Origin of the sequence: Photorhabdus heterorhabditis (genome assembly GCF_001280945.1) — a bacterium.
In the GTDB taxonomy this organism is placed as follows: Bacteria; Pseudomonadota; Gammaproteobacteria; order Enterobacterales; family Enterobacteriaceae; genus Photorhabdus; species Photorhabdus heterorhabditis.
In genome coordinates, this window is the sequence record NZ_LJCS01000007.1 from 1 (window position 1) to 15,829 (window position 15,829).

The 15,829-nt window shown below is 37.9% G+C and carries 12 protein-coding genes and 1 pseudogene; 2 read left to right on the forward strand and 11 right to left on the reverse strand.

The genetic code is table 11. The features are described 5' to 3' along the window. Nucleotides 1–172 precede the first annotated feature (172 nt). The 6 genes from AM629_RS04230 to AM629_RS04250 all read right to left on the reverse strand — a co-directional run bounded on the left by AM629_RS04230 (nucleotide 173) and on the right by AM629_RS04250 (nucleotide 8,292). A complete protein-coding gene (locus AM629_RS04230) occupies nucleotides 173–1,081 on the reverse strand; it encodes a pepsin/retropepsin-like aspartic protease family protein (RefSeq protein ID WP_054476430.1) in 909 nt (302 codons plus the stop codon). Beyond that, a complete protein-coding gene (locus AM629_RS04235; protein WP_054476432.1) occupies nucleotides 1,062–3,191 on the reverse strand; it encodes a peptidase domain-containing ABC transporter in 2,130 nt (709 codons plus the stop codon). The genes AM629_RS04230 and AM629_RS04235 overlap by 20 nt, the downstream gene beginning before the upstream one ends. Further along, the gene (locus AM629_RS04240) at nucleotides 3,188–4,387 is read right to left on the reverse strand and encodes an HlyD family secretion protein (protein ID WP_235525393.1); all 1,200 of its coding nucleotides are present in this window, start codon (nucleotides 4,385–4,387) and stop codon (nucleotides 3,188–3,190) included. Before AM629_RS04240 ends, AM629_RS04235 begins: the two co-directional genes overlap by 4 nt. Nucleotides 4,388–4,522: 135 nt before the next feature. Continuing rightward, nucleotides 4,523–5,707 carry a cyclophane-forming radical SAM/SPASM peptide maturase XyeB gene (gene xyeB, locus AM629_RS04245; protein ID WP_054476436.1) on the reverse strand — a complete coding sequence of 395 codons (1,185 nt, stop codon included), beginning with the start codon at nucleotides 5,705–5,707 and terminating at the stop codon, nucleotides 4,523–4,525. A gap of 141 nt (nucleotides 5,708–5,848) precedes the next feature. After that, a complete protein-coding gene (gene xyeA, locus AM629_RS21870; protein WP_072161803.1) occupies nucleotides 5,849–6,004 on the reverse strand; it encodes a XyeA family cyclophane-containing RiPP triceptide in 156 nt (51 codons plus the stop codon). Nucleotides 6,005–6,594: 590 nt separating this feature from the next. Then, complete coding sequence (locus AM629_RS04250; RefSeq protein WP_235525394.1) at nucleotides 6,595–8,292, reverse strand: acyl-CoA dehydrogenase family protein; 1,698 nt, start codon at nucleotides 8,290–8,292, stop codon at nucleotides 6,595–6,597. Nucleotides 8,293–8,949: 657 nt separating this feature from the next. On the opposite strand from AM629_RS04250, the gene AM629_RS04255 reads away from it, so the two are divergent. Both AM629_RS04255 and AM629_RS04260 read left to right on the forward strand, forming a co-directional pair. Next, complete coding sequence (locus tag AM629_RS04255) at nucleotides 8,950–9,267, forward strand: hypothetical protein (RefSeq protein ID WP_054476439.1); 318 nt, start codon at nucleotides 8,950–8,952, stop codon at nucleotides 9,265–9,267. A 320-nt stretch (nucleotides 9,268–9,587) separates the two neighbouring features. Then, entirely contained in the window at nucleotides 9,588–9,914 is a 327-nt protein-coding gene (locus AM629_RS04260) for a hypothetical protein (RefSeq protein ID WP_054476440.1), read from the forward strand. A 119-nt stretch (nucleotides 9,915–10,033) separates the two neighbouring features. Here the strand turns inward: AM629_RS04260 and AM629_RS04265 are convergent, their stop codons facing one another. The 5 genes and pseudogenes from AM629_RS04265 to AM629_RS04285 form a co-directional block, all read right to left on the reverse strand. Next, nucleotides 10,034–10,474: an OsmC family protein gene (locus tag AM629_RS04265; RefSeq protein WP_054476442.1), complete on the reverse strand. Its 441-nt coding sequence runs from the start codon at nucleotides 10,472–10,474 to the stop codon at nucleotides 10,034–10,036. A gap of 122 nt (nucleotides 10,475–10,596) precedes the next feature. Then, a pseudogene (locus tag AM629_RS04270) lies at nucleotides 10,597–10,825 on the reverse strand (DUF29 domain-containing protein); the annotation flags it as partial. A gap of 102 nt (nucleotides 10,826–10,927) precedes the next feature. Further along, nucleotides 10,928–12,136: a tyrosine transporter TyrP gene (gene tyrP, locus AM629_RS04275; RefSeq protein WP_054476444.1), complete on the reverse strand. Its 1,209-nt coding sequence runs from the start codon at nucleotides 12,134–12,136 to the stop codon at nucleotides 10,928–10,930. A gap of 45 nt (nucleotides 12,137–12,181) precedes the next feature. Beyond that, nucleotides 12,182–14,101 (reverse strand): pyridoxal phosphate-dependent decarboxylase family protein, encoded by a 1,920-nt coding sequence (locus AM629_RS04280; protein ID WP_054476447.1) that lies wholly within the window; start codon nucleotides 14,099–14,101, stop codon nucleotides 12,182–12,184. Between the two features lie 464 nt (nucleotides 14,102–14,565). Beyond that, nucleotides 14,566–15,582, reverse strand: a complete 1,017-nt coding sequence (locus AM629_RS04285) for an NAD(P)H-quinone oxidoreductase (RefSeq protein ID WP_054476449.1) — start codon at nucleotides 15,580–15,582, stop codon at nucleotides 14,566–14,568. Nucleotides 15,583–15,829: the final 247 nt, after the last annotated feature.

The window sequence follows — 15,829 nt, forward strand, 5'->3', positions numbered from 1 at the left end:
GTTATCTATGCTCCTGGGGATGCGTTCTCTTGCCGCCGCACTGCAACTTAAAATCTATTGGGTATATTATCCCTCTTAAAAATAGTTTTTAAGAAAAACAATAATTGTTCATTCGCATAATAAGTGCAAATAACAATTCAATTTTTCCGATCTACGAATATTCCCTTTATCCCTACGAGTTCTCTTTAATGAATAATCTCTTACCAGAGAAATCGATTAATATTGCGTATTTATTAAAGAAATTATTCCCGATTAATCCATCAGTATTTAACTGATTAAATTCCCCATCAACCAATACCGAATTCAACTTGATTCCCTTCGCGCCCATTTCGTCAAGTTGAAACGTCGATGCAACGCACCCTTCATTATCCATCTCTTGAACCACAGCCTGGCAAGAAATGTTAGCTGGAGGAGACTTTAACCTTTCTTTCCAAAAAATCGAAACCGATGCGCCAGTATCCAATACCATGTTGTAGCTCTTAAAGTTTTGTGAAACTTTGACCGCAATGCCTTCTTTAGTCAGTCTCAACGGTAATTTTATCCAACCCTCATCCACATTGACCCCCAATGCTTGTAAATGATCAGAAACTGATAATTTCCGGCTTTTATAATCAATAAGAACAACCTTTTCCTTGAATAAATCAAGGCCAATTACCATCGAAGACGGAAGATGATTATCTCCCATTAATGTCATCCCCCATGGTGTTAACGAAACTCCTGTCACATCCTTAAACACCATGCCATTTATCGAAAGCTGTGGAATATTAAATTTGTCATTTAAAAAAATCTTACCCGTAAGGTCAGTAGAACGCGCTTTTTCAGGTTCGATAACTAAGCCGGAAATTTTCGACATCAGGTTTTTAGATAAATGGAGACCTATAATCGAACCCGTATCGATCATAAGATTTTGAGTTTTCCCATCAATTTCAAGATTTGCTATCGGTAGAGAAAATTCATCAAATTGAAAATTTATATGCATGACTTTTTCAGAAGCCACGGAGTCTGTGACAAACAATGACATCATGGAAGAAAAAGCAACAAATGCAGTCACCTTGATATGTTTACTTAGAGAAAAATGCATGGGGGTTCTCCACTTCTGCGTTCATACTGAGATCAAAAACCCTATCCGCCATTGCGATCATTGTCGGACGATGGGCTACAAATACCCTGGTAATTTTTAGTTCTCGGATTGAGTCATTAATTTTTGCTTCGTTATCGATATCCAGATCACTCGTTGCTTCATCAAGAAATAATATCTTTGGACGTTTGTACAATGCCCTGGCAAGAGAAATACGCTGCCGTTGTCCGCCTGACAGCGCGCTGCCCATATCTCCAACCATGGTTTCATATTTCATCGGCATCTCTTCTATTTCAGTGTGAATTGAAGCAAGACGAGCACACTCATATATCCATTCATAGTCAGGCTTAACGTCGAATGAACTAATGTTATCCAAGAGCGATCCTGCAAATAATCTGTCCTCTTGTAAGACACAAGCAATATGGCTACGGTAGGCCCCAAGCCCTAATCTCCGCACATCAACTCCGTCCAAATAAATAAAGCCACTTTCTGGCGATACTAATCCACCGATTGTTTTAAGAAGTGTCGATTTACCACAACCTGACGGCCCGACTATAGCGATACTTTCACCAGCCTTGATAGACAGAAAAACATTCTCAAATATAGCGGGTTCGCCATCACCATAACGATAACTCAGACTTTTAATTTCAATGCTTCCTGAAATTGTTTCAGAACACGATAGAACAGCCTCCCCTTCATGATGTTCAGGTTCGGCTAAAGCCACTTCTGACAGTCGTTCGCTATGCATATCGATCAAGCGAAGTTTAATAATCGAGTCAACCACTCGTATGGTTCGATTTACGTACATATCAGAGTAAATTAAGAAAGCAAACAGCATACCTGTGGTTAAAGCACCGCCATCAATCAATTTAGCCCCTAACCACAATATGGATACGGAAGTAAGACCAATTAAAAGCTGTGCCGCTGTCTGCGTCACCAAGTCAATTTTAAAGAGGTATATTTTTGCATTGGTTTCATCAATAACAAGATTGAGCCAGTCAGATCGTCTGCGATCTGCTAAGTCAAAAATTTTAACGCAAGTGATGCCACGAACTGTTTCAAGGAAATGTGACTGCTGCTGAGATTCATGAGCTATCGCCTCGAGATTAGCAGAACGATAGGCTCGAAAAAGAAAGAATTTTAGCGAGGCGTATAAAATGGATATCGAAATTACCACTACAGCAAGGTAGCCATTATAAACCCACATTAAAAAGAAAAGCCCAATCACCACGACAATATCTAAGAGTGAAGCTATCATATCCGCAGTGAAGGCATCTTGTACTACCGACAAAGAGTTAAATCGCGAGGTGACGTCACCGATATGACGTTTTTCGAAGTATGAAGTAGGTAATCGGATCATATGACTAAAAAGTCCAGAGCTCCATTGAATACCCAAAGTATACTTAATCGACATAACAGACCATGAACGCACAATACTAAGTAAAGCTCTGAATATTAATAAGCCAATAATTCCGCACACAATCACAGAGACAAGATCAATATCGCTAGACCTCAAAGCCATATCTATAGTGAATTGAGCTGCCATCGGCACGGCCATAGCAAGAAGTTCAATACAAAATGATAAAGCCAATACTTGAACTAAAGCCCGAGATAATCCAGAAACGTTTTTAAACATATCCAGCAATCGAATTGTTTTCTTTTCAGTACGTTTCTGAAAGTCTTTATTTGGCCAAAGCTCAAGTGCGACACCCGTAAATTTTTTAGATAACTCATCGACAGAAATTCTTCTCTCGCCTTTTGCCGGATCATGAATAATGGCCCCCCGGCGTGAAAATTTCTTCAATACAACAAAGTGATTAAAGGACCAATGCAAAATACAAGGCGTTTTTACCTGACTTAAAGAATCAAGATCAGCGCGAATTGGACGAGAAGCTAATGAGAGACGATCAGCTAATACGATAATATCGCGCAGGTTCATACCTTTTAAAGACACCTGATAGTATTTGCGGAGCGCTTGCAGATCCATGTTAAGTCCATAATAACCTGCAATCATAGCGACACAAGCGAGTCCACATTCCGTAGCTTCTGTTTGCATCACAACAGGAAGACGGTGCTTGAATGCTTCAAAGTAGCCTTTCATTGTGACATTCATACATCATCTCCAGATTTACCTTGAGTCGCGACATGAATTCTTTTTAGAGGTAATAAAATCCATTCGTAGATTGGCCTTTTTCTGATAAAAATATCTGTTTCGACCCCCATTCCGGGCCGTAAAGGATGCATATTTCCAGCTAAGAGTACACCGTCGCCTTTGGGGCGGATATGAACTTGAAAATACCGTTTCTGTTGCCGATTATTCTCATCCCTTATTCCTAAACTCCCTTCAACTGAAGTCGTGGAAATTGCAGTAACAATACCATCATGCTGCCCAAACCACTGGTATGGATAGGCATCAAACCGTAATTTTACAGATTGTCCTTCTCGCAACTCTCCAATAACTTCAGAGGTGGAAAAGATTTCTACTTTGGGGCGGCCCGAAGTAGGTACAACACTCGCTAATTCTTGGGACGAGCGAATTCTTTTGCCAACTAATCCAGTAATTCCCGTTAACTTACCGTCAATTGGAGACGTTATATAGAGTTCCCTTCGTTCTTCCGTAGAGACTAAGTCTTGATCTAGCCGCGCAATATCTCGACGTAACGTTTCACGTGAGGTTTCAAGTCCAATGTGGATTGTTGCCAACCTCGCCATGATATCGATAGATTCACCTTGCAACTTAACCTTTTCTCGTTTGTAAGCCGCCAGTTGAACAGAAGCAGTATAATAATCAGAGCGGCGTTCTATATGATCTATTTCAAGTGCTATTCCTTTCCCAACTAATTTATTGAAAAGCTGAGCTTTGTCAAATAGCCATGCGACTTGTTCAGTTGATTTTGTGATCAAGTTGTCTAATTCTAGAATCTCCGCTTCCTTATTCTTAAGACGCTGGGTAAGAAAATCACTTTCCTTATCAGACGCCTCTGATTTCAGCATGATCTCTCGTTCAATTGCCGTCTTCTGTGACTTTAAGGCAGAAGTAATTTCATGACTTGTACGCCCATATTCGGTTTGAGTTTCCATGTTAACGATAAAAATAACATCTCCAGCGCGAACTTCTTTCCCTTCAACAGCAAAACTACGAACAATGGTTCCATTACCCGCTGCTTCTATTCTCGCCACCGCAGGCTCGTAAATAATTTCCCCTATTAGACGAACCTTCTGTGTGTAAGTCCCCATTATCATGAACACAACAAGGCTGACAACAATAACAAGCGCTATTATTGTCCAAACTGAGGCACCTACAGGCATAATAACCCGTGGATTTCCTAACCAATGATGAGTTCTGTGTTCTATTGCTTCGGATCTGAAAATAGAGTTTTTATTTGGCAATCTAAGGCATACCTCACATTGAAGTAAAATATTCAGCAAAAGTCTTTTATTGAATTACCGACCAATCGCTTTCATAATTCGATCTTCCTCTATACCCATATTGAGAAGATGAGCAGAAACACGACCAAGCAGGCTTCTCATAGAATAACAATATACTGACTTGCGTTTAAATCGCTCTTCATTCGAGAAACGATTAACTATACGTCCACCAGCACAAACTTTTGCCCAAATACAGTCTTCGCATTCTGTTGGCAGAGATTCCCCTATAGACGAATATTCCTGAAACTGTGGGCTATTTAATACTTCAGATAGGCTGATTTCAGAAATGTGACCAATGATGTCGAAAATACGGTCAGATGTTGATCTCAAGGTATCATCGACACGGACAGAACCATCTGAACCAATAGTAAACGCATATATCCCAGCTACGCTTGGGTTATGCCCCAAAAATCCCGTATTTTCCGCGCCAAGAAGACTGGCAATATGGGTATTGAAAAGACGTACAAAAATCTTAGGGTTATTGTCATTCACCCACTCGTCTAATGCCTCGTTGAGGAAACGCCCAACGCCAACCGGATCAACCTGGGCATCAGTGTAACAGTCGTCTGGGACTAGAAAATCAAAGCCATAAACGCCCAGGTTATCAACAAAGTGTCGATATATTTCAGCACCACTTGCTTTAGCATTCGCGACACACAAAATACCCGGTTCTGACGGAAGCCGGCCTTCTTGATAAGCTTCTTGAAGTTTACGGAGACCTTGCACAGTACCTTCGTAAGTACTACGCCCTTTTCTATCTAAACGATGACGATCGTTAATATGCTTCGGTCCATCAATGGAGACACTCACACTGACAGAATATTTTTCGAATAAAGATATCCATTCATCATCAATAAGGATGCCATTAGTCTGTAATGCAAATTTGATATTAGCACCATGGTAATTACCTGAGGCTAGTCGCTCACACATACTGGCAAACTGCTGCTTTTTCATCATAAGAGGTTCTCCTCCATGAAAATCAATTTGCAGAGTATCAATATCATATTCTTGACTTCCCCGCTGAAAGAAATCCACCAGGTAATCAATATTCGCATGAGAGATCCTAGCGGGACTATCATTAGCCACCGAATTTCCTTTATTGAATACGTAGCAATAGTCACAATTGATATTACATCGCTCGCTTATCTTTAATATTACTTCAAGATGTTGAATTTTTTTCTTAACTAATGAATTAACCATCACTCGAAGCTCCATTTTTTACTTTGTTAGACTCTATGCCAGTAATACGAAAATGGCAGGTTAAGTTCCAACTACGAACGTTGCTCAGATCGAAAGAATCAAATGGGGGCAATTAAGCCCCCTGATTTTAATCCACTGAATTTAAATGCGTTTTGTCCATTTTGCGAAAGCATTCACCCAACCGCCAGAGATTTGGTCGAGCAGATCTTCTGTTAGAGGTTGAGGTTGATTATTTTTAACTTTAGTACCTTTAATTTCAGTTTTAGTTTCTGCGATTTCTTTTTTCAAGCTAGACATAATGACTCCTCCAATGATTTTTTAGATATCAACAGATGATATCCATCGATATTAATTTAAATAAACTTATGAATATTTAAATTATTTTTCTACTTTTTAACGTAAATCCCCATGTAAATGAGGTGTCGAATTTTCCGACATAAGAATTATTGTTCAATTTGACGGAATGGCTAATAAAAATTTTAATTGTTGAGATCAAACTCGCAAAAATAACCTTACATTCATAATATTGATAAAAATAACAAATCCACTCTATAAAACAGAGAAAATAATGGGTCTGCACCACATACAGGAATTTATTAAACAACGAACCGTTTCATCTTGGTTTAATAATAAAGCCTTATACTTCACAATAAGTATTTTTAACTTATTTAAATAATATTTTCTTGCTATTATTATTTCAAAATAGCCTATCTTTATCCTTCGCAATTAAATTATTAAATTGGATATTGTTTTTAAACAAAACAGAACAACCAAATAGATCTGATTAAACTCATATAATCAAAAATGGTGGTCTTCTGAACGGTCTGCAAAGTTCCATTTTTTTATGATAGTGTCCCGCATTTCTACCTATTTTTTCCTACCTACGGTTAATTATTTTTTAACTGATGGTGATTATTTGCATACCAGGAAATATAATCATTACTCGATATCGGTGTCTCAATACCAATCTTATCCACGCCAAAACTGGCAATATAATCATTTATTCTGTCTGCATGCTGACGTATATATTCAATACGTCTCTCGTCTATTTTTTTAGCTTCCTGTAAATTGATCACTTCACTTCTCAGGAGATTGCTCATGGTACGATGAATACAGTCGAGAAGATAACCTTCGATGATCATATAAAAATCATCATCATTATCGTAGTATGCATCAATAGTTGTCGTCACCACGGATAAAATGGCATATGTTTGGCTTAGTTCTAGAAAATCTCCACTATGCTGATTAAGCATGTCGAGATTTATTTTTTTATTGTTACTCACTATTAGACTATTCAGTTTTTCATATAAAAAATTCATATAATCATGCAAAATAGGAAATAAATCATGCTGGAAAGATGTTTTTTCATGTATTTTTTTCATCTTATTGAGAATAATCGTCCCTCCAGCCTTTAGTGATAATACCAAATTATCACCTTCCGAAGTAATCGCGCCAAAATTAGATATTAAATAACTGGATATCTTGTTGACAGTAAATAATCCATGTGCACCACAACGTTCACGACAATTAATTAATATTTCTTGTGTGCGCCATGTACACAGTGACTTAGCAATCGAGATTTCAATAAGTAGCTCATCTGGAAATTTAAAGTTTTTAACTGACGCTGACAATATAACTGAAACTTTTTTTGTTAACTCTCTTAAGTATAACGCGTAAATGATCGTACTCAAAGTATCCCAGGCAATACCCTCTTTGAAATGAGAATAATTAATTATTGGCATAGCACCTGAGTAGCCAAATGTTTGTCGTTTATTTCCATATGCGTTGGTTATATGCAGCGCTGATTTGGCCGCCGTAATTGAGCTCATTGCCATGCATAACTTCCCTGAATGTACTCTATTTGTAATTAACGAGAATCTTTCTCTTAATTTTTTAGCCTGCAATGATATTTTTCCATCTCTGGTTAGGGTTATCATATTGCCAGCGAGGAGTCCTTCAAAAGGAATTTCGACATTATCAAATGAAGTGATTGCGTTATCTAAATAAAATCCTGGTTTATCGCCAAGTGGAGTAATTTTAACACCCGGCGTTAATTTGCCATTTACCGACAAGGGGAGAATAAATGGTAAAATACCATATTTCTTTCCTGATACATTTAGCTGAGCTAAAATTACAGCTATTTTGGGTAGTTCACAAGGTGTAGTATTAGGCATAAATTTATATGCATTTTGGCTTGGTGAATTCAACATGAATACACCTTTTTCCGGGAGATAATTAGCTTGTGTTTCGATAGAAATGAGATCATTACCGTGAGCCAGCTCAGTTGCAAGATATACGCCAATGGCACGACCTGAACAAAGTTTTTGGTAAAGATCTTCAACATAGGGAGTTTGCAATCCTAAGTTCGCAATAGTGCCGATGGCTAAATTAAAATGAATTGACAGCATAGAAACTACAGCACAATCATGCGGGGCTACAAGTTCATGAAGGGCAACTAATTCATTAAATGATTTCGTATGAATATTATTATTTCGAATATATTTAAGCAGTTCTATAAACTTTTTTACTGACGACTGATAACTACCACAAGTGCTTTTAAGTAGTTCTAAAAGGTTATCAGACACTTCTGTATTTCCTATGCCTAAATAAGACGTTAATTTTGATTTTGAATCGGACAATGATCTATTCATATCGATGAAACCTTTATCAGAATAACAATTTTAATAGTGTAATGTAATACACCCGAAACATATACCTCTGTTTTAATAAATTTACTAATAGAAGTAACCTGTTGAAAAAATTTCTTATAGCTCAGTGGAGAAAGCCATATTAAAATATTTTTATCAAGTAAATAGTTCGTTGTCGTTATTCCCTCCGAATAGGAGATTAATCATTTCATCATCATCAAAATTATCTGGATATGAATAGTTTGCCTTAGTATTTGATGATTATAGTACCAGATGGTGGTAATCAGTTTACTAAATAAATAACTGATAAATTAGTCGAGGAGGAGAATGGCTCTGCAATAGAATATTTAATTTAACGATGAAAATATTTACTTTTCAGTAGAATTTTTCTAAACAATATTGATATTGTTTTTTATAGATAAAAATCACCACATTGCTTTTATTAATCACTTAGTTTTAATGAAAAAAATCCCTAGCATTATTTATCAGAATAGACACCTATTATATTAATATGAAGTTGATGCAAAGATTATTTTAATAATCTACACTTCAAACACGTCAGATTTTCTTTATATTATTAACCAGGAGTAAATTATGAAAAAAATGATATCTATGCTATTTATTTTAATTGGTATGATCAGCACCTCCGCATTCTCAGCTGAACCAAATAGTGGTGTTGTTAAAGTTGCAGAAATTAGAACTGATTGGGACAATCCTGCACACTATTTTTATACATTTAGCGGAGTTTTAGCCAGTAACTGTGGAAAACCGAGTTATATTTGGTCAGGTTCAAGTTCTGAAAACATCAATAAGATATTAAGCCAAGCTTACGCACAAGATTTAAGTATTAAAGTTGGTATAGACAACATAAGTTGTAATATAACGACGGTTTATGTTATTAAACAACGGTAATTAATTTTCACATTATTATTAATGGGATTAAAAGATAGATAAGCATTGACTCCCTAACCCTATAATAAAACCCTCTATTGTAATAATAGAGGGTTTTTAATTGACACAAATCATAATAATTATATCATTATTGCTCTCTTATTTTCTATACAAAGATAATTTTCATGAAAAACACACATTGGCTTTAATAAATAAAAATTCAGGTATTATTTATCAGGCAAATCACTTTTTATATTAACAAAAAATTAATGAAAATATTACCTTCATCATCTACACTCCAAACCTACCAAAGTACTTTTATTATTAACCAGGAGTAGATTGTGAAAAAATTTATATCTATGTTGTTTATTCTTATTGGCATGATTAGTACACCTGCATTCTCAGCAAATGTTAATAGCGGGGTTGTCAGTGTTCACGAGATTAAGGCTGACTGGAAAACTGAAACAAATAACTCTGAACTTTATCTTTATACATTTAAAGGAAACTTAGCCAGTAACTGTGGAAAACCAGGTTATCAGTGGTCAAAATCAAGCGATAAAAACATTAATAAACTATTGTATTCAGCTTATATACAGAGATTAGAAATTAGAGTGGGAATAGAAAACACAAACTGTACTATAACTACTGTTATGATAGTTTTAAATTAAAAAATTATATTCAGTTAGATTAAGCATCTGCGATCAAATCCTCTACTACATCGTAGAGGATTTTTTAAATTAACTCAAACAACATTTTCTTTGTAAAATTATCTCAGTGTAACATCTATTTATTCACAATATATTTCAGTGGCAAAACTTGGTGCATTCTCGATAGTGTCGTGAACTGGGCAGGTTTTATTAATAAAATCGACAAAGGCATGAATTTCTTCTTCACTATTATCAGCTTTAATATAAAATTTTGTCACTATTTTAGAGAAACCTAATTTCGCTTGTTTATTTCTACCAGTGAAACCATCCGTATCAAGTTCACCTTCCAGATCAACATGAATATCAATTAAATTAATTTTATGCAGTTTAGCAAAAGCTTTTGCTACGATGCATTTACAGGCCCCCAAAGAACAGAGTAAAGCTTCAACGGGATTCATCCCCTGATCAGTACCCCCTAAATTACGCGGCTCATCTAAATAAAAGGAGAAATCTCTTGATGTACACTCAACTTTCAATCCAGCTACAGATTTTACTTTGGCAGTATATAATTCTTTCGGCATAATCTCACTCCTTATATACCTGTTATCTTTCAAGTTGCCTCTTTGTTGGCTGCACTCTCTCACCCCGGTCACATTATTATAACTTTTAATTTTTCTCCATTTTGTTTTTAAAGTGCTTATCTTTCAACTATTCTTTCCCAACGTGTTCCTCTATGGCTTGGCTGATATTTCCATTTTAATAAATGAGCAATTAATACTGCCATGCGGCTAGCCAACTCACGTTGTTCACTCTTGCCCACGTCTTCGATCTCCTCTGATTATATCAATCTCAGACAATTTACCGGCACGTAATAATGCTGCCTGCTCATTTGCCCAAGCGACCACATCAGTTTCGTAACGAGTGTGAGTCATCATTGCCTCCGCTAGTAGGTCTGTTATGCAGATGGTTTGTATCGTAGCCTGTCAGAAAATGCGCTTTAGGTCAAAAATGAACTTATCTTCAGGACCAGGTGCTCACCCTACTTCGGGCAACATTCCGCTCACTATTCCGATCTGGATTGCGATTACTGCAATACCGCAGGCAAATACCAGCAATAGTGCCAGTTTACCGCCAAATACTCGATAGCGGCGTTCATTTTGCTGACGGGATTTATATGCCAAGAGACTAGGCAATAATAATGCCAAAATTGACAACGCGACTGCGGCATACCCTAACGCCATCACAAAGCCTTTTGGGTAAAACAGCGCGAAAATCAAAGGTGGAGCGAAAGTTAACAAACCCGTCTGCATACGCCCGCTTACATTATCTTTGCGTTTAAATAGATCACCCAAAAAATCAAACAAGCCAAGTGCGACACCGAGGAATGAAGTTGCGAGCGCCAGATTGGCAAACATTTGTACAGCCAGCTCAGTTTTCGGTGAAGCAACAACTTCACGAATGCTGTGTAATAAACCATTCAACCCTGCATTTTCAGCTAAGATATCAACGAATGTCGTGGAATTAATACTACCGAGAGTCGCCAATTGCCAGAAAATATAAGCAAGCAACGGAATTGCGCTGCCGATAATAAATACCCAACGCAACCGACGTATATCTCCATTCATATATTTCACAATACTGGGAACACTGCCGTGAAAACCAAACGATGTGAATATCACAGGAATGGAAGATAATATTAATCCTTGCTCTAATGGCATGGTCAGTAGGTTAATATTCTGAACATGCGGCATCATCATCCCCAACATTAATATCAGGAAAATAATTTTTGCAGTAAAGATAACCCGATTAACCATATCTACTGAACTGGTGCCAATGCAAACAACGCCTCCGGCAATTACCGTAAATAGGGCAACACCGACGGAAGCTGGAAAAGATGAATTAAACCATTTATTAAGGCTGGTCGTCAGTAATTCCCCTGCCCCACTGATATATGCCGCAGTCAGTGCATACATCAAAAACATCATACTGCAACCCGCCAATATTTTACCGCCATAGCCAAGATAACGCTGAGCAAGTGTTCCTAGCCCCGTATCCGGCGACTCAAATTGATAAGCTTCAACCAGCAATAATGCGGTGTAACTCATCACAATCCACAACCCCACCAGCATGATCAAACTGACACCAAATCCCACACCAGCGGTTGCTAATGGCATGGCCAGCATTCCCGCGCCAATGGTCGTCCCTGCTACAATAAAAGTGCTGCCAACAGTACGATTCTTCACGTTTTTTTCCCTTCAAATAAACAGCAAGTGTTTAATAATAGAAAATCAGACAATTTTCTTTTTTTCTTCTTCATCAACAATCTGAGTAAGTTTATTAATAAAAATCTCCTGGAGCCTTTCCCAATATTCATCAAAATCATCAGTACTACGTAGGCAATGGGTCATCACTGCTGCACGCAATACATACACGCTGTGAACTTTATCCCACTCTTCCCGGCTAAAACCGCAACTTTCAACATAATGCCAGGGAGTATCGCCATATTCGCTATAGCCAAGCGACGTGGAAGAAGTCAGAAAATCATTAGTATAAGTACGACCTGTGGCATATGAACAAAGCTCATACATCCTCTTGTTAAGACAGTTGTGATGCCCCAAATCGCCATTATCCCGCTCTTTAAACGTAAAATTGACCATATGGAAATCAGGATGTGGCATAACATGAATTTCAAAATAACGTTTGCCAACAATAAGGGGTTCTGTAGTTAGAAGTTTTTTAATCATCCAATTTGCTGTCACAATGCCGGCAGCAATCACTTTTCCGTATCCACTGATATTAAGTGGAACTAATCGGTGTGAAGCCCAAATTGCAGCGGCGATAGCCCCGGCTTTAGAACCCTCCATAATAGAAGAACCAAGTACCACATGCCGATTAGCCGGTTGATCCAGTTGATCATTAATATCTTCAAAAACATAAGCAGCACGGTAGGAAATCAAGTCAACAATACGTTTATCTTTCATGCATACAGCACCAGCCGCATACTGAATAAATCCAACTTTATGGGGGTCTACAGTAATCGAATCAGCCTGGCACATTGCCTTGAAACTTTGATAAATTTCAGGTTTAGGCCAAATTACACCGTCAGGAATAATTTCCAATTCGCGATAACGGCGGATAAGTTCATCATATTCCATAAACTCACCCTGTTCATTAAGGAACATTGCACTGGCATAACCTGCATAAGCAGCATCAATATGCACATAAAACGAAACGCCATAACGTTCCTCACATTCTTGACGCAATGCAATCACTTCATCAACTCTATCGATAGCTCCGACTTCCGTCGTTCCAACGACTGTCACCATTGCCAAAATCGGTTCGCCCTGTTCTATCAGGCTGAACGTAATTTCACGCATTTTTTCAACATCAGTACGATAATATTCATCTACCGGCAATGGCACGATATGCTCTTGACCAATCCCAAAAACATCCATTGCTTTCATCCATGAATAATGTTTTGACTGCGGAACTAAGACTTTGCCAAATATTCCCTGCTTTATCCCGACACCTCGGCAAGAAAGTTCACGAACTTCTTCGAAAATGCCACGCCTTTTTAATTCATCAGTCAGATCCAAAATATCTGATGACGACATATTTAACAGTTGTTGTTGCGATTTATTCTCAACTAAATCACGGGATTGCGGATGTTGTGCAATGGCAATCGGCATGGTTTTTAAATTACGAGCAACCCATAACCCTTCATAATTGGCGACAGTTCCACCTGATGTAATATGCCCCCAAGCCCGGCGAGTGTCATAACCAAACACCCGGCACAGATCCAATCCGGCTTCAATTTCCAGCTCGGTTGTTGTTGGGGATGACTCGTGAGCACAATTGTTTGGGTTGTACATCATCGCCATAACATACGCGAGACTGGAAACCATCAAGGTGTCAGCATTCATATGCCCCATATAACGGGGGGAAAACCAGGGAACAGAAGTGTTTTTCAATTTGGCAGAGAGTTGGTTCAGAATACCCTCGGTTCGATAAAGGGTTTCTCTGTAATCAGGAGCATAACGATCAACTGAGGTTACTAAGGCTGGATCTTCTGGATGAAAATCAGAACGCCAGTGCATATGCTCACTTACAGCGTATTCCATCATTTCTCTAAAAAAGACTGCATTTTCTGATTTAGGGCCTAAAAACAACGCATCAATATTTAAGTGCGAAGTAAACTGCTTAGTCATAATCACATACCCTTTTCCAACTGACAAAAACGACTGCCAGCAACAGAGAGATTCCGATCTTCTTTACTTATTAATGAAATCACTATCATTCTCTGACAAGCAGGCAGAAACTTTTATGTCACCTGACTTACTAATGGCTGTTCATACCCCATCATTACAGACATTAAGGAAAATCCTATCAGGTGAAAAGACTAGCCATTAACATATCTATAACCGATCATTTGTTAATAGATATAGACCACATTCGTTAAAATATTAACAATTATGTTAAATATAAATTCCAATTTTGTGCGCGAGGGCAAATAACAGATAAAAAAACAAGCCGAAATAATAACTGCCTATTCATTATAGCTCATTAATTATAAGGGTTTTTTCTAACACGAAGCTGTTAATAGGAAGTTTGTTAATAGACAGAATGCAGGGCTACAAAAGTTGAAATAGCCCCGATTCAAAAGGCAGTATTTTCAAGACGATACATTTACCAACATAACCTTGCCGAGAACATCACCGGCTTCCATCATCCGATGTGCATCAGCGGCATCTTTCAGATCAAATACTTTACAAATTAATGGACTGACTTTTCCTGATTTCAACAATGGCCAGACATGTTTTTCTAACTCTCTGGCTATCTCAGCTTTTTCTTCCACGCTGCGAGAACGTAATGTAGACCCTGTATGTGTCAACCGTTTTAACATTAAGGGCATCAGATTAAGATTTTCAGGGTTTCCCTTCATCATACCAATCTGAATAATTCTCCCGAATTTAGCCGCAACTTTATAATTTTTATTGACATAATCACCACCGATTAAATCAACAACCATATCAACGCCCTGCTTGTCAGTAAATTGCAATACCCGTTCAACAAAGTCTTCTTTCCGATAATTAATCACAAAGTCAGCGCCTAAACTATATGCAACTTTAACCTTTTCATCAGAGCCAACAGTGGTAATCACTCTGGCACCAAAGGCTTTCGCTAACATAATGGTGACACTGCCTATTCCAGAAGTGCCGCCATGGATCAGCAAACTTTCTCCTTGTAGCAACTTGCCAGTCTGGAAAACATTAGCCCAGACTGTAAAAAAGTTTTCGGGTAATGCTGCCGCTTGAACAAAATCCAATCCATATATCGGTAAAGCAATGGTGTCATGGACCAGGCAATACTCAGCATAACCACCGCCAGCAACAAGTGCGCAAACCTTATCGCCAATATTCCAGCGTTCACAACCTTCACCTTTGGCAACGACTTCGCCTGCAATTTCTAATCCAGGTAATAACGATGCGTCAGGTGGTGGTGGATAAGACCCCATTCTCTGAAATATATCTGGCCGGTTAACTCCAGCCGCAGCCACTTTAACCAACAGATAGCCTTTTTCTGGTCGCGGTAACGGAACCTGAACCAGATGTAATTTCTCTGGACCTCCAGGCTTAATGATGCTGATCGCTAACATATATTGGGGCAATGAATTAATTTGGCTATGCATACATACCTCTTATTTCTTCTGATGATCCTTTTTATGGATTCTGTTTAATATGATAAGTGGGAGTTGAAGTGCCGTAGAGCGAAAAAACCGTTAAACAATGACCATAACAGAAAATTATTATATGACAAATATGTAAGTAGCTCAGATAAGCTATTACAAGCACTATTGCTGATTTTCCATTTGTTTTTTTCTCGCTAATCGTCTTTATATTAAGCTTGAAAATAAAACCTGTGCACTCCTACTCAAC

What these genes read in the sequence shown, in the direction of transcription:
- AM629_RS04230 (WP_054476430.1), bottom strand. Translation starts at nt 1,081, where the DNA reads ATGCATTTTTCTCTAAGTAAACATATCAAGGTGACTGCATTTGTTGCT.
- AM629_RS04235 (WP_054476432.1), bottom strand. Translation starts at nt 3,191, where the DNA reads ATGAATGTCACAATGAAAGGCTACTTTGAAGCATTCAAGCACCGTCTT.
- AM629_RS04240 (WP_235525393.1), bottom strand. Translation starts at nt 4,387, where the DNA reads ATGCCTGTAGGTGCCTCAGTTTGGACAATAATAGCGCTTGTTATTGTT.
- xyeB (WP_054476436.1), bottom strand. Translation starts at nt 5,707, where the DNA reads ATGGTTAATTCATTAGTTAAGAAAAAAATTCAACATCTTGAAGTAATA.
- xyeA (WP_072161803.1), bottom strand. Translation starts at nt 6,004, where the DNA reads ATGTCTAGCTTGAAAAAAGAAATCGCAGAAACTAAAACTGAAATTAAA.
- AM629_RS04255 (WP_054476439.1), top strand. Translation starts at nt 8,950, where the DNA reads ATGAAAAAAATGATATCTATGCTATTTATTTTAATTGGTATGATCAGC.
- AM629_RS04265 (WP_054476442.1), bottom strand. Translation starts at nt 10,474, where the DNA reads ATGCCGAAAGAATTATATACTGCCAAAGTAAAATCTGTAGCTGGATTG.
- AM629_RS04280 (WP_054476447.1), bottom strand. Translation starts at nt 14,101, where the DNA reads ATGACTAAGCAGTTTACTTCGCACTTAAATATTGATGCGTTGTTTTTA.
- AM629_RS04285 (WP_054476449.1), bottom strand. Translation starts at nt 15,582, where the DNA reads ATGCATAGCCAAATTAATTCATTGCCCCAATATATGTTAGCGATCAGC.